Origin of the sequence: Herbaspirillum sp. 1130 (assembly GCF_017833835.1) — a bacterium.
Classification (GTDB): Bacteria; Pseudomonadota; Gammaproteobacteria; order Burkholderiales; family Burkholderiaceae_D; genus Herbaspirillum; species Herbaspirillum huttiense.
Genome location: NZ_JAFICQ010000004.1, coordinates 92203 through 113610, shown reverse-complemented (window position 1 = coordinate 113610; position 21408 = coordinate 92203). Strand labels below are relative to the sequence as shown.

At 57.3% G+C, this 21408-nt stretch carries 30 protein-coding genes; 19 read left to right on the top strand and 11 right to left on the bottom strand.

Annotated features, from left to right (window positions below):
• Nucleotide 1: 1 nt before the first annotated feature.
• Nucleotides 2–952 carry an NAD-dependent epimerase/dehydratase family protein gene (locus JOD78_RS18265; protein ID WP_209567272.1) on the bottom strand — a complete coding sequence of 317 codons (951 nt, stop codon included), beginning with the start codon at nucleotides 950–952 and terminating at the stop codon, nucleotides 2–4.
• A gap of 108 nt (nucleotides 953–1060) precedes the next feature.
• Between JOD78_RS18265 and JOD78_RS18260 the strand changes: the two genes are divergently transcribed.
• Nucleotides 1061–1954, top strand: coding sequence for a LysR family transcriptional regulator (locus tag JOD78_RS18260; protein ID WP_209567683.1), 894 nt, complete (start codon nucleotides 1061–1063; stop codon nucleotides 1952–1954).
• Between the two features lie 38 nt (nucleotides 1955–1992).
• On the opposite strand, the gene JOD78_RS18255 is transcribed toward JOD78_RS18260, so the two are convergent.
• The 7 genes from JOD78_RS18255 to JOD78_RS18225 all read right to left on the bottom strand — a co-directional run bounded on the left by JOD78_RS18255 (nucleotide 1993) and on the right by JOD78_RS18225 (nucleotide 6958).
• A complete protein-coding gene (locus JOD78_RS18255; RefSeq protein WP_209567271.1) occupies nucleotides 1993–2667 on the bottom strand; it encodes an urea carboxylase-associated family protein in 675 nt (224 codons plus the stop codon).
• Nucleotides 2664–3479, bottom strand: a complete 816-nt coding sequence (locus JOD78_RS18250; RefSeq protein ID WP_209567268.1) for an amino acid ABC transporter ATP-binding protein — start codon at nucleotides 3477–3479, stop codon at nucleotides 2664–2666. Before JOD78_RS18250 ends, JOD78_RS18255 begins: the two co-directional genes overlap by 4 nt.
• Nucleotides 3480–3485: 6 nt before the next feature.
• A complete protein-coding gene (locus tag JOD78_RS18245; protein WP_121045091.1) occupies nucleotides 3486–4160 on the bottom strand; it encodes an amino acid ABC transporter permease in 675 nt (224 codons plus the stop codon).
• Between the two features lies 1 nt (nucleotide 4161).
• Entirely contained in the window at nucleotides 4162–4824 is a 663-nt protein-coding gene (locus JOD78_RS18240) for an amino acid ABC transporter permease (protein WP_209567266.1), read from the bottom strand.
• 16 nt (nucleotides 4825–4840) lie between these two features.
• Nucleotides 4841–5419 carry an urea carboxylase-associated family protein gene (locus tag JOD78_RS18235; RefSeq protein ID WP_227022816.1) on the bottom strand — a complete coding sequence of 193 codons (579 nt, stop codon included), beginning with the start codon at nucleotides 5417–5419 and terminating at the stop codon, nucleotides 4841–4843.
• A gap of 62 nt (nucleotides 5420–5481) precedes the next feature.
• Nucleotides 5482–6117, bottom strand: coding sequence for an urea carboxylase-associated family protein (locus JOD78_RS18230; RefSeq protein ID WP_209567264.1), 636 nt, complete (start codon nucleotides 6115–6117; stop codon nucleotides 5482–5484).
• A gap of 7 nt (nucleotides 6118–6124) precedes the next feature.
• Nucleotides 6125–6958, bottom strand: coding sequence for a transporter substrate-binding domain-containing protein (locus tag JOD78_RS18225; protein WP_121045084.1), 834 nt, complete (start codon nucleotides 6956–6958; stop codon nucleotides 6125–6127).
• A 173-nt stretch (nucleotides 6959–7131) separates the two neighbouring features.
• Between JOD78_RS18225 and JOD78_RS18220 the strand changes: the two genes are divergently transcribed.
• From JOD78_RS18220 to JOD78_RS18155, 14 genes are all read left to right on the top strand, one after another.
• Entirely contained in the window at nucleotides 7132–8124 is a 993-nt protein-coding gene (locus JOD78_RS18220; protein ID WP_245202199.1) for a MurR/RpiR family transcriptional regulator, read from the top strand.
• Nucleotides 8125–8257: 133 nt separating this feature from the next.
• Nucleotides 8258–8773 carry a DMP19 family protein gene (locus JOD78_RS18215; RefSeq protein ID WP_209567263.1) on the top strand — a complete coding sequence of 172 codons (516 nt, stop codon included), beginning with the start codon at nucleotides 8258–8260 and terminating at the stop codon, nucleotides 8771–8773.
• Between the two features lie 66 nt (nucleotides 8774–8839).
• Complete coding sequence (locus tag JOD78_RS18210; RefSeq protein WP_209567261.1) at nucleotides 8840–9283, top strand: hypothetical protein; 444 nt, start codon at nucleotides 8840–8842, stop codon at nucleotides 9281–9283.
• A gap of 180 nt (nucleotides 9284–9463) precedes the next feature.
• Complete coding sequence (locus tag JOD78_RS18205) at nucleotides 9464–10063, top strand: hypothetical protein (RefSeq protein ID WP_209567259.1); 600 nt, start codon at nucleotides 9464–9466, stop codon at nucleotides 10061–10063.
• A gap of 123 nt (nucleotides 10064–10186) precedes the next feature.
• The gene (locus JOD78_RS18200; RefSeq protein WP_209567258.1) at nucleotides 10187–10672 is read left to right on the top strand and encodes a hypothetical protein; all 486 of its coding nucleotides are present in this window, start codon (nucleotides 10187–10189) and stop codon (nucleotides 10670–10672) included.
• Between the two features lie 53 nt (nucleotides 10673–10725).
• On the top strand, nucleotides 10726–11112 hold the full coding sequence (locus JOD78_RS18195) for a hypothetical protein (protein WP_209567256.1): 387 nt from the start codon (nucleotides 10726–10728) through the stop codon (nucleotides 11110–11112).
• 128 nt (nucleotides 11113–11240) lie between these two features.
• On the top strand, nucleotides 11241–11540 hold the full coding sequence (locus JOD78_RS18190) for a hypothetical protein (protein WP_209534478.1): 300 nt from the start codon (nucleotides 11241–11243) through the stop codon (nucleotides 11538–11540).
• Between the two features lie 183 nt (nucleotides 11541–11723).
• Nucleotides 11724–12176, top strand: a complete 453-nt coding sequence (locus tag JOD78_RS18185) for an Imm50 family immunity protein (protein ID WP_209567254.1) — start codon at nucleotides 11724–11726, stop codon at nucleotides 12174–12176.
• Between the two features lie 326 nt (nucleotides 12177–12502).
• Complete coding sequence (locus JOD78_RS18180; RefSeq protein ID WP_209567252.1) at nucleotides 12503–12907, top strand: ribonuclease E inhibitor RraB; 405 nt, start codon at nucleotides 12503–12505, stop codon at nucleotides 12905–12907.
• 64 nt (nucleotides 12908–12971) lie between these two features.
• Nucleotides 12972–13385 carry a hypothetical protein gene (locus tag JOD78_RS18175; protein WP_134040374.1) on the top strand — a complete coding sequence of 138 codons (414 nt, stop codon included), beginning with the start codon at nucleotides 12972–12974 and terminating at the stop codon, nucleotides 13383–13385.
• Nucleotides 13386–13526: 141 nt separating this feature from the next.
• Nucleotides 13527–14384, top strand: coding sequence for a hypothetical protein (locus JOD78_RS18170; protein WP_209567251.1), 858 nt, complete (start codon nucleotides 13527–13529; stop codon nucleotides 14382–14384).
• A gap of 120 nt (nucleotides 14385–14504) precedes the next feature.
• A complete protein-coding gene (locus tag JOD78_RS18165) occupies nucleotides 14505–15128 on the top strand; it encodes a hypothetical protein (RefSeq protein WP_209567249.1) in 624 nt (207 codons plus the stop codon).
• Between the two features lie 328 nt (nucleotides 15129–15456).
• A complete protein-coding gene (locus JOD78_RS18160; RefSeq protein ID WP_209567246.1) occupies nucleotides 15457–15750 on the top strand; it encodes a hypothetical protein in 294 nt (97 codons plus the stop codon).
• 43 nt (nucleotides 15751–15793) lie between these two features.
• Entirely contained in the window at nucleotides 15794–16156 is a 363-nt protein-coding gene (locus JOD78_RS18155) for a hypothetical protein (RefSeq protein WP_209567245.1), read from the top strand.
• Nucleotides 16157–16306: 150 nt separating this feature from the next.
• On the opposite strand, the gene JOD78_RS18150 is transcribed toward JOD78_RS18155, so the two are convergent.
• Nucleotides 16307–16654, bottom strand: coding sequence for a hypothetical protein (locus JOD78_RS18150; RefSeq protein WP_209567242.1), 348 nt, complete (start codon nucleotides 16652–16654; stop codon nucleotides 16307–16309).
• Between the two features lie 134 nt (nucleotides 16655–16788).
• Here JOD78_RS18150 and JOD78_RS18145 point away from each other — a divergent pair, with 134 nt between their 5' ends.
• The 4 genes from JOD78_RS18145 (at nucleotide 16789) to JOD78_RS18130 (ending at nucleotide 19150) form a co-directional block, all read left to right on the top strand.
• A complete protein-coding gene (locus JOD78_RS18145; RefSeq protein WP_209567240.1) occupies nucleotides 16789–17175 on the top strand; it encodes a hypothetical protein in 387 nt (128 codons plus the stop codon).
• Nucleotides 17176–17227: 52 nt separating this feature from the next.
• Nucleotides 17228–17470, top strand: coding sequence for a hypothetical protein (locus JOD78_RS18140; RefSeq protein ID WP_209567237.1), 243 nt, complete (start codon nucleotides 17228–17230; stop codon nucleotides 17468–17470).
• Between the two features lie 56 nt (nucleotides 17471–17526).
• Entirely contained in the window at nucleotides 17527–18354 is an 828-nt protein-coding gene (locus JOD78_RS18135) for a hypothetical protein (RefSeq protein WP_209567235.1), read from the top strand.
• 193 nt (nucleotides 18355–18547) lie between these two features.
• Nucleotides 18548–19150: an RNA 2'-phosphotransferase gene (locus tag JOD78_RS18130; protein ID WP_209567234.1), complete on the top strand. Its 603-nt coding sequence runs from the start codon at nucleotides 18548–18550 to the stop codon at nucleotides 19148–19150.
• 31 nt (nucleotides 19151–19181) lie between these two features.
• Here JOD78_RS18130 and JOD78_RS18125 read toward each other — a convergent pair whose 3' ends face one another.
• The gene (locus JOD78_RS18125) at nucleotides 19182–20426 is read right to left on the bottom strand and encodes an MFS transporter (RefSeq protein WP_121045062.1); all 1245 of its coding nucleotides are present in this window, start codon (nucleotides 20424–20426) and stop codon (nucleotides 19182–19184) included.
• A 105-nt stretch (nucleotides 20427–20531) separates the two neighbouring features.
• Complete coding sequence (locus tag JOD78_RS18120) at nucleotides 20532–21386, bottom strand: putative hydro-lyase (protein ID WP_209567231.1); 855 nt, start codon at nucleotides 21384–21386, stop codon at nucleotides 20532–20534.
• Nucleotides 21387–21408: the final 22 nt, after the last annotated feature.

The window sequence follows — 21408 nt, the reverse complement described above, 5'->3', positions numbered from 1 at the left end:
CTCAAACGGATGTTCCGCCTTGGCTGGCCAGTGCCCTCTGGATACCGTCCGCATAGGAAGTCTTGCTGATCGGCCCGATCAATTGCTGAAGCGCCGAATCATCCATGATCACTGGCTGCGTCTGCAGATAGTGCATCTCCACCAGTTCGCGCATCATCGGATGGAACAATCCGATGATGCGCAGCATGGTCTTTCCCGCCACGCGCTTCTTCAGCTTGCGCCCGGTCTGCCTTTCCATTTCTTCCACCAGTGCCTGTTGCGACGTCACCCCGGCACCGGCCAGGTGCCAGATCCTGCCGAAGGCCGCAGGCGTGTTGATCAGCCTGGCCACGACCGGTCCGACATCGGGCACGAAGACGAACTCGTGCGGACGATCCAGTGGCCCGATCATGTCTGCCGTACCGCCCTGCGCCGCCGCCTTGATCGCACCGTGCAGGAAGCTGGCTTCGACGCCGGGGCCGTAGAAATCCGGCAGACGCAGCACCGCTGCACGGATGCGTCCTGTGCTGTCGGCCTGCATCAGCAGGTCTTCCTGCGCCTTGCGCATGCGGCCCTTGAAGGTGTGCGGATTGCGCGGGTGGTCTTCCCGTATCGGTGAGGTCTGCGGCAGACCGTAGGGATACACCGTGCCGATCAGCAGAACCTGCCTGACGCCAGCGCTGATCGCGCCGTCCAGCGTCTTGCGCATCAGTTCAGGATGCAGCTCGAAATGCGTGTAGTTGACGCCGACCAGATAGATCAGCGTGTCGATCCCCTGTGCAGCGGCTTCCACGGAAGCCGGCGAGTCGGGGTTCCAGCTGACGATCTCGGCCAGCGGGTCGGCCCCGAAGGCCTTGCGCAAACTGGCTTCATTGCGGCCGACTACGCGATAGGGCAGACCTTGCGCGCTGATGGCAGAGGCGATGCTTTGACCGATGGCACCGGCGGCACCGAAGAGGGCAATCCTGGACATGGGGTTCTCCCGAAAGATGTTGTGAGTACGAACATGCTCAGTATGCGAAATTGCGGTATAAATGAAAATTGAATAAATTAGCCTAGCGTCTATACATAAATGAATACCCTGGCCGACATCGAACCGAACTGGGAGTGGTACCGCAGTTTTCTCAAGGTGCTGGAGAAGGGATCGCTGTCAGCGGCCGGGCGCGAGATGGGGCTCACGCAACCGACGGTGGGCCGCCACATCGAACAGCTGGAGTCGGCGCTGGGGCTGAAACTGTTCGTGCGCTCCTTTGATGGCTTTTCTCCTACGGATGCGGCGCTGGAACTGAGGCCTTATGCGGCCGGTATCGCGGCGACTTCCGCCGCACTGCGCCGGGTCGCCAGCAGCCACGGCAGGGAAGTGCGCGGCACGGTCAGGCTGACCGCCAGTGAAGTCATCAGCGTGGAAGTGCTGCCCCCGATCCTTGCCGAACTCAAGCATCGGCATCCGGGGCTGTGCATCGAGCTGGTCATGTCCAACAGGGCTGATGACTTGTTGCAGCGGGAGGCGGACATTGCCGTGCGCATGTTCAAGCCGGTCCAGGATGCGCTGATCGCCAAGCGGCTGGGCAGCATCGAAGTGGGACTGCATGCACACCAGCGTTACCTGGCGGCACATGGGGTACCGCACTCGATTGATGCCCTGGCGGGCCATGCGCTGATTGGTTTCGATCAGGAGAGCGCCTTTGTGCGCAAGGTACTGGAGCAATTCCCCTGGCTCGCGCGCGCCGGCCTGGCATTCCGGGCCGACAGTGATCTGGCGCAACTGGCGGCGATTCGCGCGGGCTTCGGCATCGGGATTTGCCAGGTGGGGCTGGCGGCCAGGGATGACGCACTGGTGCATCTGCTGCCGAGGAAATTCTCGCTCAAGATGGAAACCTGGATTGCCATGCATGAGGACTTGCGGGCGAGCCCGCGTTGTGCAGTGACCTTTGCTGCGTTGGTGGCGGGATTGGGGGCGTATATACGGGGGTGAAGCGCGGGGCGGTGTGCGCGGCCGGGTTCGCAAGCGGTTCAGTTCTGCGGTACCCAGGTAGGCGTTCCCGGCAGATCGGAGTGAAAGTCCTCCAGCACCATGATTTCGACCGGCTTGGGGGTGTTGTCGCCCTGGCCCTGGATCTTCACGATGTCCTGTGGACAGGCAGAGAAGGCGACGAAGCAATCCATCTCTGCGCGCATTGTGATGAAGTCGCCGGGTTTGGTCACCGTCGGCAGTGTCTTCAGCGTGATACCGTCGGGCTGGACACGGATGTTCATGAAAATGTTGAATGACGCCAGGTTGGGGCGCGGCGGCGTCACGCCCAGCTCGAACATGCCCTCGAACATGTTGTCGCAGCAATTGCGGTGATAGTGCTTCACGCCGAGCAGTTCATAGCGCCGGCGGTCGCAAGCGGCCATGAAGGTGTCGTGGACGCCGGGTGTGGCGTCTTCCACTACCGTCAGGATGGGGTGGCGCTGGTTGGTGACGAAACTGTCACCGACGATGGGATTCAGGCGCTGGTTCCACACGCGCGTGGTTTCCATGCACATGTATTCGGCCAGGTCGTAGGCGTTCCATGCCCAGCAGTCGACCACCTGGGTGCCATGCGTGTTGACGACACGCACGGCTTGCCCGGCTTTGAGGCGAACGGCCTTGCCGTGGCCGGCGGGGATGGTAAGGGAAGCGCAAGCAGATGTCGAAGAAGTCATGATGGGGAGGATCCTGGGTTGAAGCGTTGAAGAAATTGGCGCAAACGCGCAGACGACGGCTGATCGATGACTTGCGACGGCGGGCCCATCTCGACGATCTTGCCGCCGTCCATGAACACCACCAGGTCGGCTACTTCGCGGGCGAAGGCAACTTCGTGCGTCACGACGATCATGGTGGTCTGCGCTGCCGCCAGGCCGCGCATCACGGCCAGCACCTCGCCAACCAATTCGGGATCGAGCGCCGAGGTCGGTTCGTCGAACAGGATGACTTCCGGCACCATGGCCAGCATGCGCGCAATACCGACGCGCTGCTGCTGCCCGCCGGACAGTGAGGCGGGCAGCGCCATATGCTTGCCCGCCAGGCCCACCTTGCGCAAGGCCTCGGCGGCAATGTCGCTGGCGGCGAGACGCGACATGCCCTTGACCGAGATCAGGCCTTCCATGACGTTCTCGATCACGTTCATGTGCGGCCACAGGTTGAAGCTCTGGAACACCATGCCGATACGGCTGCGCTGGGCGCGAATTTCTCTTCCGGGACGGGCGACCGGCTTGCCCTGGGGCCCTTCCTTCACGCCGACTCGCTCGCCGCCTATCCATACTTCGCCGGCGTCGGGCGGTTCCAGCCAGTTCAGGCAGCGCAGCAGCGTCGACTTGCCCGAGCCGGAAGCGCCCAGAATGCACACCACCTTGCCGCGCTCGATATCGAGATCGACGCCATCAAGGATGCGCTGGGAGCCGAAGGATTTGACGATGTCGCGCGCACGCAGGGCGATGTTGCCGTTCACATTCGAATGGGGTTCAGTCTGATTCATGGCAGGCTAGCGAGTTAAGGGGATGCCGTGGGCCACGGCGATACGCTGCTCCCAGCGGCGTGTCAGCGCATTCAGCAGCGCAGTGGCGGCCCAGTAAACCAGCGCCACCATGCAATAGACTTCCAGTGATGCGTAAGTCTCGGACACCACGCCTTTGGCGGCGAACATGAACTCATGTACCGAGATCACCGAGAGTAATGCGGAATCCTTGAACAGGCCGATCATCAATCCGGTCATGGTTGGCAGCAGCAGGGGCAATGCCTGCGGTGCCACTATCCTGCGCACGATCGCGAGCGGCGACATGCCGATGGCGATTGCCGCTTCCACCGTGCCCTTGGGCAGGCTGTCGATGGCGGCTTGAATCACCTGCGCGATGTAAGGGGCGTAATAGATCGCCAGCGTCACTACGCCCACCACCGGAGCTGGCAGCAGCAGGCCGAAGTCAGGCAGGACGTAGAACGTCACATAAAGCAGCACCAGCAAGGGCAGCGCCAGCGTGAGCGCGATATACGCGTCGATCAGCAGGGCGAGCGGACGCGGGCCGGTGCGGCGCAAGGCCACCAGTGCGACGCCAACTACCACGGCGAGCAATGCGCTGACCGTGCTCAGCCAGAGCGTGTCGGCCAGGCCGCCGAGCAAGGTCCCTGCGTGTTCAAGCAGGATGGCGGGCTCGAAGGCCATGTCAGCTCCTTCCCGTAGCGGCGAGCGGTGCTCTGGCCAGGTGCTTGCCCAGCGCCAGCACCGGCAGCACCACGGCCAGATAGCCGATGCTCACCATCAGCATGATCTGGGAGGAGGTATAAGTGCGCGCGATCACCATCTGCCCTGCATAAGTCAGCTCCGTCACGGCAACTACCGAAGCCAGCGGCGTGGTCTTCAGGAGGATGGTGAATTCGTTGATGAGCGCCGGGATGCTGCTCTTGATCACCTGCGGCATGACAATGCGCGTGGCGATGCGCCACGGCGCCATGCCCAGTGCGGTGGCTGCGTCGATTTGCCCGCGCGTGATGATGCGCAGGTTGCCCCGCAGGATCTCGGCGGTGTAGGCAGCGCTGTTGAGCCCCAGCGTCAGCGCCGCCGCCAGCAGCGGGCGGCCTCCCAATCCCACCAGAGGGAGAGAAAAGAACACCAGGAACAGTTGCACCAGCGCCGGCGTGCCGCGCATGAAGCTGATGTAAAGCCGTGCCAGCCAGCGCACTGGTGCCAGTGGTGCCAGTTGCATGGCCAGCGCAATGTGCCCCCAGATCAGGCTGCCGATCGCGCCGAGCAAGGTGAGCGCGACCGTCATCATCCAGCCGTCGATCAGCGAGGGAATGCTCTGGATCACCTGGGGACTCAGCCACATGCGAGGTCTCCTGCGTTTACAGCGCGTTCGGTTCTTCGGCCAGCGCCACTTCCAGGGCACCCGGCTGATCGTTGCCGGGTATGCCGGAGCAGCAGGCAGAGACCACGAAAACCATGTCGGCGACGACGCGGCACGCGATGAAGTCGCCCGCGCGCGTGCGGTTCGGCAAGGGAATGATACGGCCGTTCTGGTCCAGGTCAACGTGCATGAACAGGTTGATCGGATCCGGCAACTTGGGCGGGTTCAGTCCCTGCTCCCGGATCACGGCCGAGACCGATTCGACGCAGCCGGTCTGGCCGGTGTAGCCGTTGGCTTGCAGCCATGCAGTAGTCGATGCCGGCATCAGAAGATCGTGCGTACCGACGCTATCCTTGCCCAGTACCATCAGCGCGCGCCGGTAGTTGCTGACGATGCGCATGCCGGCCTGCAGCACATAGGAATTGCTGAACACGCGGGTGTGATGCACCGACATGAAGATGTCCGGGCTGGCGCGATCGAAGGCGAACAGCATGGCGGTTGCGCCGGCCTCCTTCGCTTCAATGCGCAGGATCTGGCCGGCCCTGACCTCGACGGCGCGGCTTTCTCCGGCTGGCACGGCAAGGCGGCTCGGCGGCAGGGGGCTACGGGAGGGAGTCTCTTTTAACAGCAGCATGATGGTCAGTCGATGGACGCGGCGGCACTGCTGTGCGGATCGGCGTCGTGGATGGAAATGGCGATGTCGGTCACGCGCAGGCCGTTGCCGGGAATGATGTCCTGCGGGCAGGACGAGACGGCGCACAGCAGGTCCTCCAGCACCTCGAAGGTAATGTGATCACCCGGCTTGCTGGTGGGATCAGTGACCTGCATGCGGCGGTCAGCCGTGACCGGGCCGTTCTGGAACAGGTTGAACGGTTCCGGCACGTCGAACTTCGACAGACCGTGCAAGGCCAGGCCTTCGTGCATGTTGTCCAGGCAATTGCGATGGCCGGCCACGTTGAAATCGACCGTGAAGCGGGTGTCGTCGCAGGCGGGCACGTTGGCGTCGTGTACGCCGACGGTGTCCGCCACCACGCGCAGCAGCGGGCGGTCCAGCGAGGAATACAGATGATCGCCGACGTCGAAGAAGATCGAGTTGAGCTTGCGGCGTGTATGCGTGGGCGACAGCTTCTCGTGCTTGTCGCGGGCCACGACGGCCACGAAGTCAGCCGCTTGCTGCCCTTCGACATCGATGATGGTGAGGAACTGGCAGGCCTTCACCTCGAAGGTCCGGCCATGACCGGCTTGCACGGTCAGGGAATGAGTGGAGTTGCACATGGGGCAGTTACTTGGCGGGAATGAAATCGGTGTCCGGCGTGGCGAAGGTCACGCCGAGGTATTGTTGCTGCAGCTTGGCCAGCTCGCCGCTTTTCTTCATCGCCATGATCTGTTCGCTGACGGCCTTGTTCAGGCGCGTGTCTTCAGGACGGGTGGCCAGCGCGATCCATTGGGAGGGGCCCAGTTCACCGGTGATCTTCATCTTGCCCGGATTCTGCTTGATGACATCGGCCAGGACCGTCACATCGTCGAAGACGAAGTCGGCGCGGCGGGTCATCAGTGCCGCGACCGTCTGGTCGACGCTATCTACGCTGAGCAGGCTGATCGGTGCCAGACCCTTGGACTTGAGCGTCTCGTTGAACTGCTTGAGGATGCCTTCCGGCGCGCTGCCGGTCTTCACCGCACCGGTCAGGCCGGCCAGCGATTCCGGCGTCGGTTTGGCCGGGATCCTGGTGAAATCGTCACGCACCAGAGCACCGTTGACGGTCTTGCCGGTGGGCACGACATAGGCGATGCGCTTGGCGCGCTCGGCGGTCACGTTCAGCGCCGAGCCTTCCATGTCGAAGGAGCGCGACAGCAGTCCGGGAATGATGCCGCTGAAGGCCATGCGCTGGTATTCGATCTTCACGCCCAGGCTCTTGGCGACGGCGGCCAGCACCGCCGGGTGGTAGCCGACGATGGCATTGGACGCATCGGTGTACTCGTAAGGGGCAAAGGTGGGATCGATGGCGACGATCATCTTGCCGCGGCTCTTGATGTCGTCGAGCGTGTCAGCATGGGCGACGGCGCTGCAGAACAGCAAGGCGGACATCAGGAAACGGGAGAAACGTTGTGCAGACATGAGCGGACTCCTTGAGGTGGCTGACGAAGGAACGAGCAAGACGAATAGTGCAATGCATGTTTCATGCCAATGGTTTTAGAAACACAAGTTTCTAATTGCGGTGCCAAGGAAACAATGGATTCACGGGGCATTTTTTTGAAATGCTCGTTTCAGTGGTGCAAGGGCGGCATACAATGCCTACGTTCCATTCCAGAACGCTGCCGCACAAAACAAGTGCGTCGCACCGCATTGGAATGATTCTTGCACCATGGCATTTCCTCTTTTTCACGTATTTCCAGATCGACATGGCTATCTCCCCCCACAAGAAAAGCAAGGCGTCCGCCTCCATCGAGAGCCGTATCGCCGAGCAGTATGACCAGCTGTCGGAGATCGACCTGCGGTTGGCCGACGTCATTCTCAGCGCGCCCGGTCAGCTTGCGATGCAAACCGCCACCGAGCTGGCCGAGAGTGCGCAAGTATCGAAGGCGACGGCCACTCGCTTCTTTCAGAAACTGGGCTATGCGTCTTATGACGATGCAAGGGAAAGCGCGCGCGCGGCGCTGGTGGGCGGATCACCCCTGTATCTGCTGAAACGGGGGGAGAAGCAAGCGGGCAGCGGGCTCGACGCCTCCATCGAAGCGCACCTGAACCATGAAGTCTCGAATCTGGCCAATACCTACCGTTCGCTGGATCAGCAGGCGCTGACCGAGGCGGTAAGCTGCATCGCCAATGCGCAGCGCGTTGCGATCATCGGCTATCGCCACAGCCATACGATCGCCCAAATGATCCGTCGCGAACTGGTGCAGGTCCGCAGCAATGTGCTGGTCTTGCCGGCACCCGGCGACACGCTGGCGGAATACCTGAGTGATCTGGGCGAGCGAGACATGGCTATCGTGATCGGCTTGCGCCGCCGGGTGCCGGCCATCTCGCTGGCGATGGATGCGCTTTCCGAGAGCGGCGTGAAGACCTTGTACCTATCCGACGTGATTACGGGAAAACCGGCCAGACGCGCCGACTGGGTGATCCGCTGCCACACCGACGGCATGATGCTGTTTGACAGCGTGGTGGCGGTTTCAGCGATAGTCAATCTGATCTGCTCGCTGACGGCGGAAAAGCTGCGCGAACGGGGCAATGGACACCTGCAGCGGGTCGAGGTATTGCACCAGAAGATGAAAGAGCTGGAATAATTCACGCTCCTTGATAAATGAATGTACGCTTCCGGTCAGAAACTGACCTTCCATCCTCAAAATGAAGATTCCATGTTCTACATGCTCGGCTTTGATCCTGCCCGAGACTGCGAAAAAAACGGGCGGACTTTGCATGCCCTGCAAGTCAGGAAAGCGCGCGGAAATTGAGGCAGCGAAAGTCGCGAGGAGAAGAGAACGTGAGCTAGATAACACGGATCCATTTCGGCTTTATTGGCGGGAGCTGGTGAACAGGGTACACAAGTCTGATGCGGGGATGGCGGGCTTGTCCGATATGGAAAGACAATATTGGGCGGTGAGTTGCCTGTCTGGCGAGGTCTACAACGGTGGTTTCGATCAGTATTTTCATAACAGTTCAGGCTCGACTTATTCTGACGCCGTTGATGGCTTGATGGCGATAGGTGCCACGTCCAGCCTGCTGTTGCTTCAAGAAGCAAAGAAGATAATCTTCGGACCTGCGGACGTCCCCGTCGAAACAGCTGCCAGGCGAAGAATGCAAATGGCGGCCGACAACGACGAACTGCAGCAGCGTCTGGACGAACTCGACAATGCGTTCTGGCGAGACGCTGACAATCTGGCGACGCGAATCGAAAACTTTGCTATCACTCATGGCTTGGTTCGCGTCGAATAGATAAAAGGAACAGTCAACGAACATCAACCCTGTCAGGAATTTCTGCTGACCTTGGAATCGACTCGAATGAAACCCAGGCACTTCACGGCGCGTGCATTTTTGCCGGCTAGCGGCGTCCAATCAAATTCCGATATTTCATCACTTGCCTTGGACACCCATGGTGAGCTCGTCGTCACTGTCGCTTGTTCAATGGATGGGAATATTGTCCGTGGTCTCAAAATAGTCTTTCCACCGCCGGTAGCAGGTTTTCGCTTTCTGGATGGAACGGACTTGTATCGTTATGTTCATTCCGAAGCATTTCCCTTCGGTACTCATCTCATCGAGGTGACTGATGGTGGGTGGCTATCGGAAGAAAGCAGGCTCCAAGGCTTGGAGCTTGATGGTCGGGAATGGATGGTGGTAACAGGTAACGGCTGTCTGAGTGTTTTCAGTTCTGAAGAGCCGCAATGTTCAGAGACCGGTTGGGCGGTTGAGGACTTGATATCCGCAATCGGTCAATTGCGGACATAATTGACGCAGGCACTTTGTTGCTTCTAAAAAATATTTCCGTTTCGATCTGCTGCAGCGTAAGAAAGTTAAGCGGCGTATGCCGTCAAGTGCTGAACCTGGCGTATTCGCACCACCCATCTGAATTCAAATTGATGGCGATAATAAGCGTTGTCGAATAACTCCTCCGCCCATTCACGCGTCATGAAGAAAATATTCAAGCCAGCTTTAGCCGTCGGCATTCTCTTGCAAATGCTGTTGAACTCGAACCCGGCTCTGGCAGCAGTGCAATGTGATTCGTGCAAGAGTGCGACCGGCGAGGCTGAAATCTGCCCGCCAGCTTCCACCACAGGTTTTGCAGCAGTGGAGTATCCACCGGAATTCCTGGCTCAAGCCAGGGCGTCCAGAAATACCATGCTGTCCGGATACACTCGCCGAGATCCTTATCTTGACTTCACTATCTTCCTGATGGACCGGGAAGGAGACAGCAGGGACGATGACATCAAGGATATGGCGCAGTCCGTCTCTGGCGTGAGATCCTTGCACGAGGGGGTGTTGATGTTTTTTTCCCAGCGTGGGACGCTGAACGTGGGCGGGCAGAGTATGGCCAGCATGGATCTGGGCTTCTTCTGGACAGAGGAGAAAACGGGAGAGAAGTTTGTGACGGCCATCTGGGGTGTTCCGATGGGCCGTCGCATGTTGAAAATCTGGGTAACTTTTCCCCCTTTGGACAAGGGAGCCTACGCAGCCCGGAAGGCGATTGTTCCGGAAGTCGAGGAAATTCTCGGGCAAATCTGCAGGTGAGAAACTTGGCTATTGGCTGGTAGCCGTCTTCGATATTTGCAGAGCACCGCAATCGAGGCTGTCCTCCCCCCAATTTTCGCGCGGAGTGTCAGTTCGAAATTAGCGAGACATCAAGAGGGAAGCGTGGCGAAATATCAATTGCGCATTTTTGCGGACTATTTTCAGTTCATCGTCCAGGATGAAGAATCGAATGATGATTTCGGTGAGCTTTGGCGCGATGCACCCGTTGGCATGATGGTCGCCGCGGGCGAAACAGCACTGTCTTTCGGAACCCTGAGAAATGTTGATGTGCAGGTTGAGCTCCATGTTGTCGATGAGCCTCCCGAGATCCAGTCGGACCAATTCGACCACGTGGTAGAAGGTGCATTCGCCTCTCCCACAGGAAAACTCGTCGTGCTCGGCTGCACCGAGTACTTTCCGGATGCCTCTCGACTGGAGATAGGGCCCGGGTCTTATGGCTTCATGTACCTGATCAGCGGGGTGCATACGATTAAAAATGAATGGGAGCCCGCCGACGACTTGTATTCGGTCTACATCTGGCCAGCGGCAAAGCGCGAATTGCGCCCTGTGAAACTGTGGATGCCGACACGAGCGAATGCTGCTTCCTGAACGGGGCGTCCACGAACAGGCAGGACCCGCATGAAAGAGACGGTAGATCAACCATGTTCATCAATCGCAAGGGACTGAAAATCTTTGTCTTAATGGCTCTCATGTTGCTGCTGGCTGGATGTGGTCCGTCAGATGAGCGCTTGGTCGGCCCCTACCTCTTGGCTCATATCGACAGCCAGGAGGATATGTACCTGTGTTACGAGCTGCCCGAAGGAAACTGCGTCGGGAGAATTCAGAAAACGGTATTCGCAGTGGGTTGGGATGAACGCTATATCGTCGCGAAGCGGCATCCAGACAACGATAGAAAAATCGTGCAGTACTTTTTCCTGGAGATGGAAAAAGACAGCGTTACAGGACCCATGACGGAGGAGAGTTTCCATCAGCATGCCCGTTTGCTGGGATTGCCAGCCTTCAGTAAAACGATCAGGCAATTGGAGTAGCCGGTCTGATTTCCGCTAGATGCAGACTCGGCATTTCGTTCATCTCCCGTCGATTTGAATTTGCTTCAACAGGATGTGTTTCAGCAGGCAGTATTATCCGTTCATGTTCCTTTATCCATCAGTTTGATATGGCCACACTTATCTGGCAGGCACCTATGCGCTATTTCTCTCCTGGGGACGAGGCAGCATTTTTCACGTGGCTTCAATCTATCCCCGGGGTAGTGTCGGTCAAAGGTTATGGTAGGGAACTGCACATCCGCCTGCGTTCCAAAAGGATCTCCGCTTCAAGTCTTCAGGAGCTGCTTGCTCTTTATCTGCGTTATCAGGGCGAACTGAGTGAGCTTGCTCAGTTCGCCAATCAATCGAATTCTTCCTGGTTCGCTGATGCCAATGCCCCATGGCATTCGCAAGTGTTTGGTTCAACATGAAGATGCCCTGCGGACGCAGATGTAATAATTATCACCCATGACTTGGTGTCGCCATGACGTTCGTGAAGGCCAGATGATGCGCATTGGGATAACGCTATCCGCTTTCCTTACGATGATTACCGCAGTGAATGGCTACAAGCAACCCGCAATCGGCTAGCACCAGACCTGCCATGTATCCAAACCATGAACGCAAACACAGACATTCTTGATTTCATCGATGGTTCTGAGCAACTAGTTGTTGAACTAGGGGAATGGCCATCGTTTCACGATGACGAAGTCGTTGCTGCTCTTCTTCAGCGAGAAGCAGACTTCGGGAAAGAAGGGGGCTCATCACTCCGCCTCAGCATTCATGTCCGACGACATGAGCAGATTGGACTGGGAACTGCGCAGTATCACTTGAGGCTGCACAAGAACCTTCTTGTTCATCTCGTCTTCAAGGAGCTACAGGATCTCGTCATGTCTGACTTCAACGGCCAGAATGTCATTCATTCTCTGGATATCGCTGTGGACGCGATGTCGGATACCTTGGAAGCGAGTGTAAGCATCGAATCCTCCTGGGGCTTGAAAGGAACATTCCGATGCAAATCGGTTCAGGTGGAATCGCTGGAGAAACTGCCTGTCCCTGATACCCGGTGAACTCTTGTCCGCATCTGGCCAGGAACAGTCAACGAACATCAACCCTGTCAGGAATTTCTGCTGACCTTGGAATCGACTCGAATGAAACCCAGGCACTTCACGGCACGTGCATTTTTGTTTCAGTTCTGAAGAGCCGCAATGTTCAGAGATCGGTTGGGCAGTTGAGGGAGTGTGATCGTTTTCACCGGAAGAAGCAGCTTGTCACTTTTAAAAATTTGCCATGACGTATGCATGGTCATTTCCTGGTATCGCTGCAATCGATAATAAAATTCGATGGAAGTAGCCGAGATACAACTGATGCCGTCGACTTGTTCTATTGGAAAATCATGATGAAACCGTTTCATTTGCTTCTATGCTCGCTATTGGCAGGCGCATCGCTTACGGGTTTTCCTGCGGTAGCGCAGACTTCAATTGCTGAACAACAGGATGCCCGGGTGATCGAGAACCTGCAGCGTAATGGCGCAGATTTGACCAAGACGCACGACATCGACTTCTTTCTTGTCTTCGGCCAGGAGAGCGATGCAGTGGCGGCAGCTGACAACCTTCGCGCTCACGGTTACGAGATTGCCAGTATCGGAAAGGTCCCCAAGCGAACGCTGTGGGAGGTGCATGCGAAGCGAAAAATGGCGCCGGAGATCGGTGCAATGCAAGCGATAACACGCGACCTTTCAGCCTTGGCCGCCAGCCATCATGGTTACTACGATGGCTGGGGAACCGTCGGGATCAAATAGCCGAAGTCCGCAAGCGGCCAGAAGCGCAGCGGATTGACAACCCGTACCTCATTCAAATGATTTCATGAAGAATCCATCCTTGGCATCCGGATCTGCTTTGGCGATATTGACCATTGGCCTTGCGATATTGGTGCTGCTGGACCACTTGGAATGGGAAACCATGTTGATACTGGTGCTTCCTTTGTTCTGTGCAGCAGTAGCAGCAGTTCTTTTTGGACGCAGGCTTTCACGTCCTCGGACCTATTTCGTTTCTACCGTGGTGGCAAGTTACGCTTGCTATTTCGTCCTGGACTCATCTCTTGGAATTTTCTCCATACCTGAACCGCGGGATGGACAGCATTACCGGATAGTTGGAGAGCCTGGTGTGCTTGTCCTTGGCACCTTCAGCATCTGGCCGTTCTGCCTGTTTTTAATGGTGGTCATTTTCCTGGCCTATCTGATTTTCCGTGTCTTCTACAGAAGGGCGGTTCAGAAATGATTGCCATAATCGACGGCCGGGAGTGCCGCGTTTCTGGCGAGAATGCCGGCAAAGTCTGCAATCGGTGGCCAGCCAGATCATTGAGCGGCTGGCTGGCGTGCAGGCCGATGCAAAGAACCCGATGACAAACCTGGACAGACCATGAGCTACGATCTCTTTTTCACTTTCCCGCAGCCCACACAGCGAAGTGCCGTGGAGGAATATTTCCGCCGCCGTCCGCACTACCAGCTCAATGGGTCAGCGGTTTACCAGAGCCAGGACACGGGGGTGTACTTCCTGTTCGAATTTCAGGAGAGTGATGACGACCCGAATCAGCTGGTGGGTGCATCACTGAACCTCAACTACTTCCGCCCACACATCTTCGGCCTGGAGGCCGAGCCTGAGGTCCGCGCGTTCGTGGAGCACTTTCAGCCCGACGTGGAAGACCCGCAAACGCACGGCATGGACCGAGGGCCGTACACCCGCGAAGGGTTCCTCGCCGGGTGGAATGCCGGCAATGAGTTCGGCTACAAGGCAATCACATCACAGCACAAGGGCCCGTTTCTGGCCTGTCCTGAAGCGAAGATCGAGGCGGCCTGGCGATGGAATCGCACGAAGTCGGCATTGCAGGAGGAATTCGGCGAGGTGCTGTTCGTGCCCACAATCATGTTTGCGACCATTGATGGCCACTTGCGCTCGGCAGTAGTGTGGGGGGATGGTATTCCAACGCTCATGCCACAGACGGACATAGTGATTGTGGTGAGAGACGAACTGGCTCCCAAGCCCCTGTTTCGTCCGCGAACAAAGGACACTTGCGTTGTGGCACCGGACAAACTGGCGGACCTGTTCGGGCCATTTGTTGAGAAGGGCTACGCGCTACCGGTCCGCGTACCTGCGTACGAGAGGCCGACAGGCGATATAGGAAAGTTCTTCCGTGGACTGCGCGCTTTCACGGGTCAATTGAAGATCGTGTCGGTTGACGATGTATTGAGTGAGGAACTGCTGGGCAAGTGTGGCTGACTTTCGCCAATAACCAATGCCCAAGCGCCAAGCGTGCCACCCGAAGTTCAAAATGATAAGCTGGATATCATGCGTCTATCGATACCAAGCAGCTAGCGCGACTATATTCAAGAAAATGGTTTGTTCGAAGGATTCACTCTCGATGATACGCACCAAGGCTACGTTCCAAAATACGACATCTGTACGGTGACATTTCGAGGAGGTATGTTGAGCGAAAAACTCTATACGTTGTTGCCTGCCGAAAGTGCCCCGGGTGTTATTGCCTCACATTTCGAGCTATGGCACTCGGCGACTCAGGGGCTAAATAGAGCAGTACTAAAGGATCATTGGCGCGAACTCAATCTATATCTGGAACCGGCAAGTGATGTGCGGGCGTTCACGGCGCTTTGCGTTTACTGTAACGGTTTCATCGCAGTCGACGGCGGTGCGAAGCGGGCCATTCTTGCAGAGCTGCTGCCAGATCTAGAATTTTTACCCGTCCTAATTGATGGCGTTCAATGGGAATTAATGAATTGCCTCGGTAGCGTTTCTAAGTATTCGCCAGATTCAGTGGTACATCGCTTCGGTGTTGGGGAGATTTTTGCGATAGAGCACCTGGTAATTGAGCGGGCACATCTCTCTGCGGATATTTTCACCTTGGGAGATTCCAACCGTGCAAAAGTTTTTGTTACAGAGAAGTTCAAGAGGCAATGTGAGCGCCATTTAATCGGGGTGGCATTCAAAGAGATTGGGGTGGTGGTTTGAACATGCGTGTCGGCTAACCGAGAGGGTGAGGACTATTCGATATTCGTTTGCTCTAACAATCACGATGTCAGGCTTTGGCAGGATATTGCTGTCAAGGTTGAAAAGGTTCTGGAAAGGGATTCAGCCATGTTTAGCGTTTGGCTCCAGATGAATGACCGCGACTTCAGATGCAATCCAAACTGCATCACCGATGTGCCTCTACCTATTGATTTTGAAAGACTGAATCGCACCTTGCTGAATCTCAATGCGCGGTAGCCAAGTCTTAGAAGATACAGATGTGCCGCGTACCAGGTCAGCAATCTGCCAGGAGTAGAAAAGGTAATCCAGGATGACCTTTTCCAAGAAAATTGTTCTTCTATCCCGATCCGGCTATGTTCCTGAGCGAGATGAGGATTTCCTTCGCCAGCTTTGTCGTGATGGTGTCAGGCTCTTTTGCGTCTTGGGGGCTGATGCCGACAAATGGGAGGAGGCGTTGGACTGGCTAGCCTTGGATCAAGGGGCAACTGAGCCTCATTTCATTACTACTACTTCTCATATCGATGAGTCCCTTGCAGAGGTGATCGAATTCGCACAGTTGTTTGATACGGGAGAGAAGGCCGACGTTCAGGTATTGGAGCGTTAGGGCTGCATCCGGGCAGAAACAGCCATTTCGAAGAAATATATAAATGATGCTGATATACATTCATCTCGCTGTGACACTCCTGGCGATCCTGACCGCACTCATCGCTCCGTGGCGATATCTCTGGAAACACGAGACCTTGCTTCTTTCAGACATCGTATTGCCTTTTGCACCGGCGTTATCCGTGTTGTTCGGGCTGGCGCTTTTGAATGAAGCTGCGCAAGTTGGGTGGGGCGTGATTCTGTATCCGGCCATTGCCATATTGCCGGGAGCTCTCCTTCTGAATGTCAGGGCTTTTCTCCTGACGAGACTGCGTGTTTCATCGGAAAAGATATCTCCAGCTTTGCTGGCCGTTGTTTCGGTGACAGCGTTTCTCTTTGGCGCACTGGTTTCACCATGGTACGACTGACTACTCAGTGCGAATGGAACTTCAAAAATGAGTTTTGCCTGGCGGCTCTCGCTTTGCGCGTTACAAACCGGGCATCGGACCTGCGTAGGTGATTTGTAGCCAGTCAGGCAGTGAGCGGGTTGTCGAGAGATATGGAGCAAACACAGGTCTCTAGCTGATCAATTCAAGTGCGATTGCGAGCCGCTGCCTTGGCCCCCGTGAAAGTCGTTTAAATTGGTAGGCATCGACTTCGATAATTTCAAGGATGCTGCCAGCCGTATCGGTTTTCTTGCGCGGGATCTCAATAACCGCAATCTCTTTTGAACTGACTAGTATCCAATAAATGTCTTCCCCTTGGTCCGGCACGCAATTGATGAGAAGAGGGCGAGTAATAGAAGGAAAGTTTTTCTTTAAAATCTCCCCCAGGCTGCCCACGTCAGTGTTTGCCATAATTTCTCGAGATTGATCCAACAATTGGAGCCGAAGGCTCTGTTGGAACTTCTTGGTAAACACAGGCATCAATATTCCTTTCCTCTACGGGGCTGTCGCGGAACGTCCATCTTTATCAGAAGAGAAACAGCTCTTGGAATGGTTGTTTGCTTCCAGCCAATAACGGACATAATGAGCGAAATCAATTTATAGGACTCCTGAAAGTGTCAGTTTCCATCTACTACTCCGCCCGCAGAAAAAATCCATTAAGTCCCTCGGAGATCAAGGAAATAGAATTGATCTGTGCAAGATATTCAGTTGATTCCCAAATAGAAAAATTCTTGTCGACAGGTGTTGGCCTTAACTGGGAATCCTTTCATTTCGAACTCAACGGTCAGCGACCAGGCATGTTCAAAAGCGCTATCGTCTTTTCTGGTAGCACCAAGCTTCCGGACAATTCAGGCGAAGCGACATGGATAGGTGTGCAGCACTGGTGCGGCTGTCTCTCCGAACTGCGTCGCCTGTTAAATTCATGCGACTGGTCTGCCTCTGTTGAAGATCATGATCTGCACTGGGACAGCCTGACATTGGCCTATGATCCACAAAAGTAGCGAATAGCTCGGTCCGCAATCGGCCACTATCATATCTTCCCGACTATTGAATATGCTCGACAAAGCCATTGTACGTTCCATCATCGATATGTTCATCTTTCTGGAATTCTCTGAAGATTCGCAGATCGATGAAGATGTTGCCGTTTCTCAGATGGAAGCTCTTGCTGCTCAACTTCATGGCGCGCCGGAAGCCACCAGGAAGGACTTGGTCGAAATGATTACGGAGCTGGCCCCGCATTATGGAGAGCGCTCGGATTTTGTTCGGGCACTGCCTCGGACAATCGGCCTTGAATGATGGAAGTCCTCTTGCTGGCGGGCGCGAAGAAGACAATCTCTTGTCCAGGAAATTGAATGTTGAACCAGATCTCCTTCCGCGATTTGCATGATGCGCTGTTGGCGCATGATGGCGAAAGCGTCTATGCCGAGCTTCTATTGCCTTGGCTCAGGACAAGTGGAGACCAGCAAACGTGGTTGCGCTCCCTGGGTCACCGAGAAGGTGCGCCTGTTCCTTTGGTGAGCCTGGAGGAGTCGTGGGAGCTTTATGCGCTGAGCCGCGTATTGGATCTTCTGATTCTGGGTTTCCAGAAGCCGGGGCCAGACGCGGGCTGGGAGGGTCCGCAGATTTCCATGGATGAATTTCTGGAGTTCATCAAGGTTCTGGGCCTGAGATCGCTGACGCCTGCTTCCTTTTCGCCGTTCCATCATGAGATCGTCGATGCACGTGTATCGGACAAGGCTTCTCCTGTCCCTGAAATCATCTCCTGCCGATGGCCGTGCGTGATGCTCGGCAATCTGCTTGTCCTGCGCGGCGGAATTGAATTGGAAGCAAACGCCAAGGTTCTTGATCCTGATCTGGCGCGCAGCACGACTCTGTATTGGGCCTATCGCCGAAAAGCGAGGCCTCACCGTGATCTGTCCCACGGCTGGGGAAGCAACTCGCAATGGAGAACGGCTTTTCGGCGAGACTATGCCATCGGTAACATGCAGTACTTCAACGTCGATGGCAAATACGATCTGCACGCGAAAGGATCTGAATTGAAGGAGGTCCTGGAAGCCTGTCCGGAGCTGACCCTCGACGAGCGAATCGAGCTCCTGACGAACCGTTGCTTCATCAGGTGCGTCAAGCCGCATGATGACCTGTTGCCGTACGATGATCGATTTCAGAAAATAGTCATCTAGAAACCGTTTCGGCCAGAGGAGGACTTGATTGATACCACTCCAGTGGATGCTCTGGTCGGCGTCAATGTTTCCGAACATGTCGACAGGTTCGCTGCGGCAGGTTTGAATAGCCATCGCGATACGGAGCAGTGGCCACTTATGTCCTGAATGCCCGCCATTGCAGTAGGCAGACATCACCAACACATGATTGAAAATGAACAGCAACCGAAAATCAATGGAGACCTCCAGCAAATTCCTGAGCCTGGTACTCCGCCACAAGCCCGAAGAGATCGGCCTTCAACTGGATCCCGCCGGCTGGGCAGACGTAGATGAACTGATTCGATTGGCCAATGCTCACGCCAATGGCCTGAGCTTCGACCGCCCCTTGGTCGAAGCCATCGTTGCGAGCAGCGACAAGAAACGTTTTGCACTGAGCCCCGATGGCCAACGGATTCGCGCCAATCAGGGCCATTCCGTCGAGATTGCGCTTGGACTCCCACCCAGCGTGCCGCCGGACGTGCTGTATCACGGCACGGCGACGCGCTTTCTGGAATCCATCTGCGCCAGCGGACTGCATGCAGGATCCCGCCAGCATGTGCATCTGTCCGCCAGTCCTGAGGTGGCAAGGCAGGTCGGCAGCCGGCATGGCAAGCCGGTCGTGCTTGTGGTCGATGCAAAGAAAATGGCCGCAGCGGGAAGCGTGTTCCATATCGCCGATAACGCTGTCTGGCTGACCGATTCCGTGCCAGCCATTTACTTGAGCGAGCTGGCCGAGAACGCTCACGCCGACATGGAAAACGAATCCGGCGTGAACTGAGCATGGCGTTGTTCAACGGGACGGTGGTGGATCACGACGCCGCCACCACCGCCTCCAGCTCCTTGCCCCGGGTCTCCGGCAGGATCAGGCAAGCCACGATCACCAGCCCATAACACCCGGCCGCAATCCACCCGATGGTCTGCCCCAGCGGCAGGCTGTTGCTGAGATAGCCCACCAGCGCAGGACAGATCGCCCCGACCGCACGCCCGAAGTTGTAGCAGAATCCTTGTCCCGAACCGCGCACATCGCTGGGAAACAGTTCAGACAGATAAGCCCCCATTCCTGAGAAAATCCCCGACAGGAAAAATCCCAGCACGAAGCCCAGCGCCAGCATCCACGCATCGGTAATGATCAGCTGCGTATAGCTCAGCACCAGCACGATCCCCATGGCCGCAAACAGCATGAAACAGCGGCGGCGGCCGATGGTGTCCGACAGCCAGGCCGAGGTCAGGTAGCCGCAGAAAGACCCGCCGATCAACACCAGCAGATAGGTACTGGTGCCCAGCACCGACAGGTGGCGTTCGGTCTTCAGGAAGGTCGGCAGCCAGGTCGTCACCGAGTAATATGCACCCTGCATGCCGGTCGCCAGGAGGCTGGCCAGCAGCGTCGTGCGCAGCAGGTCGCGATGGAAGATGCGCAGGAAGTTGCCGCGCTGGCCGCTCTCGCGCAGCCGGGCCTGGGTCGCCAGATACACGGCCGGTTCGCTGATGGCGCGGCGGATGTAGAGCGTCAGCAGGGCCGGCAGCACGCCGATCCAGAACAGCACCTTCCACGCCGTCTCCGGCGGCAGCACCGCATAGACGCCCCAGAACGCCAGTGCCGACGCTGCCCAGCCCACCGCCCAACTGCTCTGCACCAGGCCCGAGGCCTTGCCGCGATGGCGGGCCGAGATGGTCTCGGCGATCAGCACCGAGCCCACGGCCCATTCGCCACCCATGCCGAAGCCCTGCATCGCACGGGTAAAGAACAGCTCGCCGAAGGACGTCGTGAAGCCCGAGAGGAAGGTGAAGAGCGCAAACCACAGCACCGTCCATTGCAGCACGCGCACCCGCCCGTAGCGGTCGGCCAGCACGCCTGCTGCCCAGCCGCCGATGGCTGAGGTCAGCAGGGCACCAGTGGCGATATAGCCCGCTTCGGCCTTGCTCATGCTCCACGCAGCCAGCAGCGTGGGGATGAGGAAGGTGTAGATCATGTAATCAAAACCATCCACCGCATAGCCGGTGAAGGTCGCCGTGAGCGTGCGTCGCTCGGATGTCGTTGTCTCTTGCAGCCACATGTTGATCCCCGTAATGAATGTGTAAATCACTGACGTGCGGCATCGCTGGTCGCGTGCAGGCAGCATGCGGCCATCGATGAAAAAACGGTAGAGCGGCAGCAGGCGCTAGGCCTGCGCGTCGAGCAGCAGTTCGCTGTTGAGCTTGTCGGTCACCAGCATGTAGCCGGGTGCATGGGTGATGCAGAATTCGGGCCGGGCGGCGACGATGGCGGCTTGCGGCGTGACGCCGCAGGCCCAGAACACCGGCAGCTCATCGGCGTGGATGTCCACCGCTTCGCCATAGTCGGGCTGGTGGAGATCGGCAATGCCGATCAAGGCCGGGTCGCCGATGTGAATGGGTGCGCCATGCACCTGCGGCGTGCGTGCGGTGATCTGGATGGCGCGGATGGCATCGGCGGCCTTGAGCGGCCGCATCGACACCACCGTCGGTCCCTGGAACACGCCCACCGGCTGCGTCGGAATATTGGTGCGGTACATGGCCACGTTGCGGCCTTCGCTGACATGGCGCAGCGGAATGCCGGCGGCCAGCAACGCATGCTCGAAAGAGAAGGAACAGCCCAGCGCGAACGTGACCAGATCGTCGCGCCACACCGCGCGCAGGTCGTTCACCTCGGCCACGCGCTCGCCGTCACGCCACAGGTGATAGCGCGGCACGTCGCTGCGCACGTCCAAATCCAGGCCCAGCGCGGGCAGGGCGGGCGAGCCCGGCTTGGACACGGCCAGCAAGGGACAGGGGATGGGATTGCGTTCGCAGAAGGCGAGAAAATCATCGGCCAACGCCGCCGGCAGGATCGCCAGGTTGACTTGCACATGGGCACTGGCCACCCCGCTGGTGTGGCCGGTGAATGCCCCGCTGCGGGCGGCCAGCCGCACGTCTAGCGCGCTGGAGGAAGCCGACAGCACAGGCGCTGCGGCGGAATGAATCGGTACGGCAGGCGAGGCGGTGGCAGTCTCTGGCATGGCGGTCTCCTTCTTGGAATGG

Bases quoted from the DNA above. Each gene is read 5' to 3' on its own strand.
- JOD78_RS18265 (WP_209567272.1), bottom strand. From the start codon at position 952: ATGTCCAGGATTGCCCTCTTCGGTGCCGCCGGTGCCATCGGTCAAAGC.
- JOD78_RS18255 (WP_209567271.1), bottom strand. From the start codon at position 2,667: ATGACTTCTTCGACATCTGCTTGCGCTTCCCTTACCATCCCCGCCGGC.
- JOD78_RS18250 (WP_209567268.1), bottom strand. From the start codon at position 3,479: ATGAATCAGACTGAACCCCATTCGAATGTGAACGGCAACATCGCCCTG.
- JOD78_RS18245 (WP_121045091.1), bottom strand. From the start codon at position 4,160: ATGGCCTTCGAGCCCGCCATCCTGCTTGAACACGCAGGGACCTTGCTC.
- JOD78_RS18240 (WP_209567266.1), bottom strand. From the start codon at position 4,824: ATGTGGCTGAGTCCCCAGGTGATCCAGAGCATTCCCTCGCTGATCGAC.
- JOD78_RS18230 (WP_209567264.1), bottom strand. From the start codon at position 6,117: ATGTGCAACTCCACTCATTCCCTGACCGTGCAAGCCGGTCATGGCCGG.
- JOD78_RS18225 (WP_121045084.1), bottom strand. From the start codon at position 6,958: ATGTCTGCACAACGTTTCTCCCGTTTCCTGATGTCCGCCTTGCTGTTC.
- JOD78_RS18220 (WP_245202199.1), top strand. From the start codon at position 7,132: ATGCCTACGTTCCATTCCAGAACGCTGCCGCACAAAACAAGTGCGTCG.
- JOD78_RS18215 (WP_209567263.1), top strand. From the start codon at position 8,258: ATGCCCTGCAAGTCAGGAAAGCGCGCGGAAATTGAGGCAGCGAAAGTC.
- JOD78_RS18210 (WP_209567261.1), top strand. From the start codon at position 8,840: ATGAAACCCAGGCACTTCACGGCGCGTGCATTTTTGCCGGCTAGCGGC.
- JOD78_RS18205 (WP_209567259.1), top strand. From the start codon at position 9,464: ATGAAGAAAATATTCAAGCCAGCTTTAGCCGTCGGCATTCTCTTGCAA.
- JOD78_RS18195 (WP_209567256.1), top strand. From the start codon at position 10,726: ATGTTCATCAATCGCAAGGGACTGAAAATCTTTGTCTTAATGGCTCTC.
- JOD78_RS18190 (WP_209534478.1), top strand. From the start codon at position 11,241: ATGGCCACACTTATCTGGCAGGCACCTATGCGCTATTTCTCTCCTGGG.
- JOD78_RS18185 (WP_209567254.1), top strand. From the start codon at position 11,724: ATGAACGCAAACACAGACATTCTTGATTTCATCGATGGTTCTGAGCAA.
- JOD78_RS18180 (WP_209567252.1), top strand. From the start codon at position 12,503: ATGATGAAACCGTTTCATTTGCTTCTATGCTCGCTATTGGCAGGCGCA.
- JOD78_RS18175 (WP_134040374.1), top strand. From the start codon at position 12,972: ATGAAGAATCCATCCTTGGCATCCGGATCTGCTTTGGCGATATTGACC.
- JOD78_RS18170 (WP_209567251.1), top strand. From the start codon at position 13,527: ATGAGCTACGATCTCTTTTTCACTTTCCCGCAGCCCACACAGCGAAGT.
- JOD78_RS18160 (WP_209567246.1), top strand. From the start codon at position 15,457: ATGACCTTTTCCAAGAAAATTGTTCTTCTATCCCGATCCGGCTATGTT.
- JOD78_RS18155 (WP_209567245.1), top strand. From the start codon at position 15,794: ATGATGCTGATATACATTCATCTCGCTGTGACACTCCTGGCGATCCTG.
- JOD78_RS18150 (WP_209567242.1), bottom strand. From the start codon at position 16,654: ATGCCTGTGTTTACCAAGAAGTTCCAACAGAGCCTTCGGCTCCAATTG.
- JOD78_RS18140 (WP_209567237.1), top strand. From the start codon at position 17,228: ATGCTCGACAAAGCCATTGTACGTTCCATCATCGATATGTTCATCTTT.
- JOD78_RS18135 (WP_209567235.1), top strand. From the start codon at position 17,527: ATGTTGAACCAGATCTCCTTCCGCGATTTGCATGATGCGCTGTTGGCG.
- JOD78_RS18130 (WP_209567234.1), top strand. From the start codon at position 18,548: ATGAACAGCAACCGAAAATCAATGGAGACCTCCAGCAAATTCCTGAGC.
- JOD78_RS18125 (WP_121045062.1), bottom strand. From the start codon at position 20,426: ATGTGGCTGCAAGAGACAACGACATCCGAGCGACGCACGCTCACGGCG.
- JOD78_RS18120 (WP_209567231.1), bottom strand. From the start codon at position 21,386: ATGCCAGAGACTGCCACCGCCTCGCCTGCCGTACCGATTCATTCCGCC.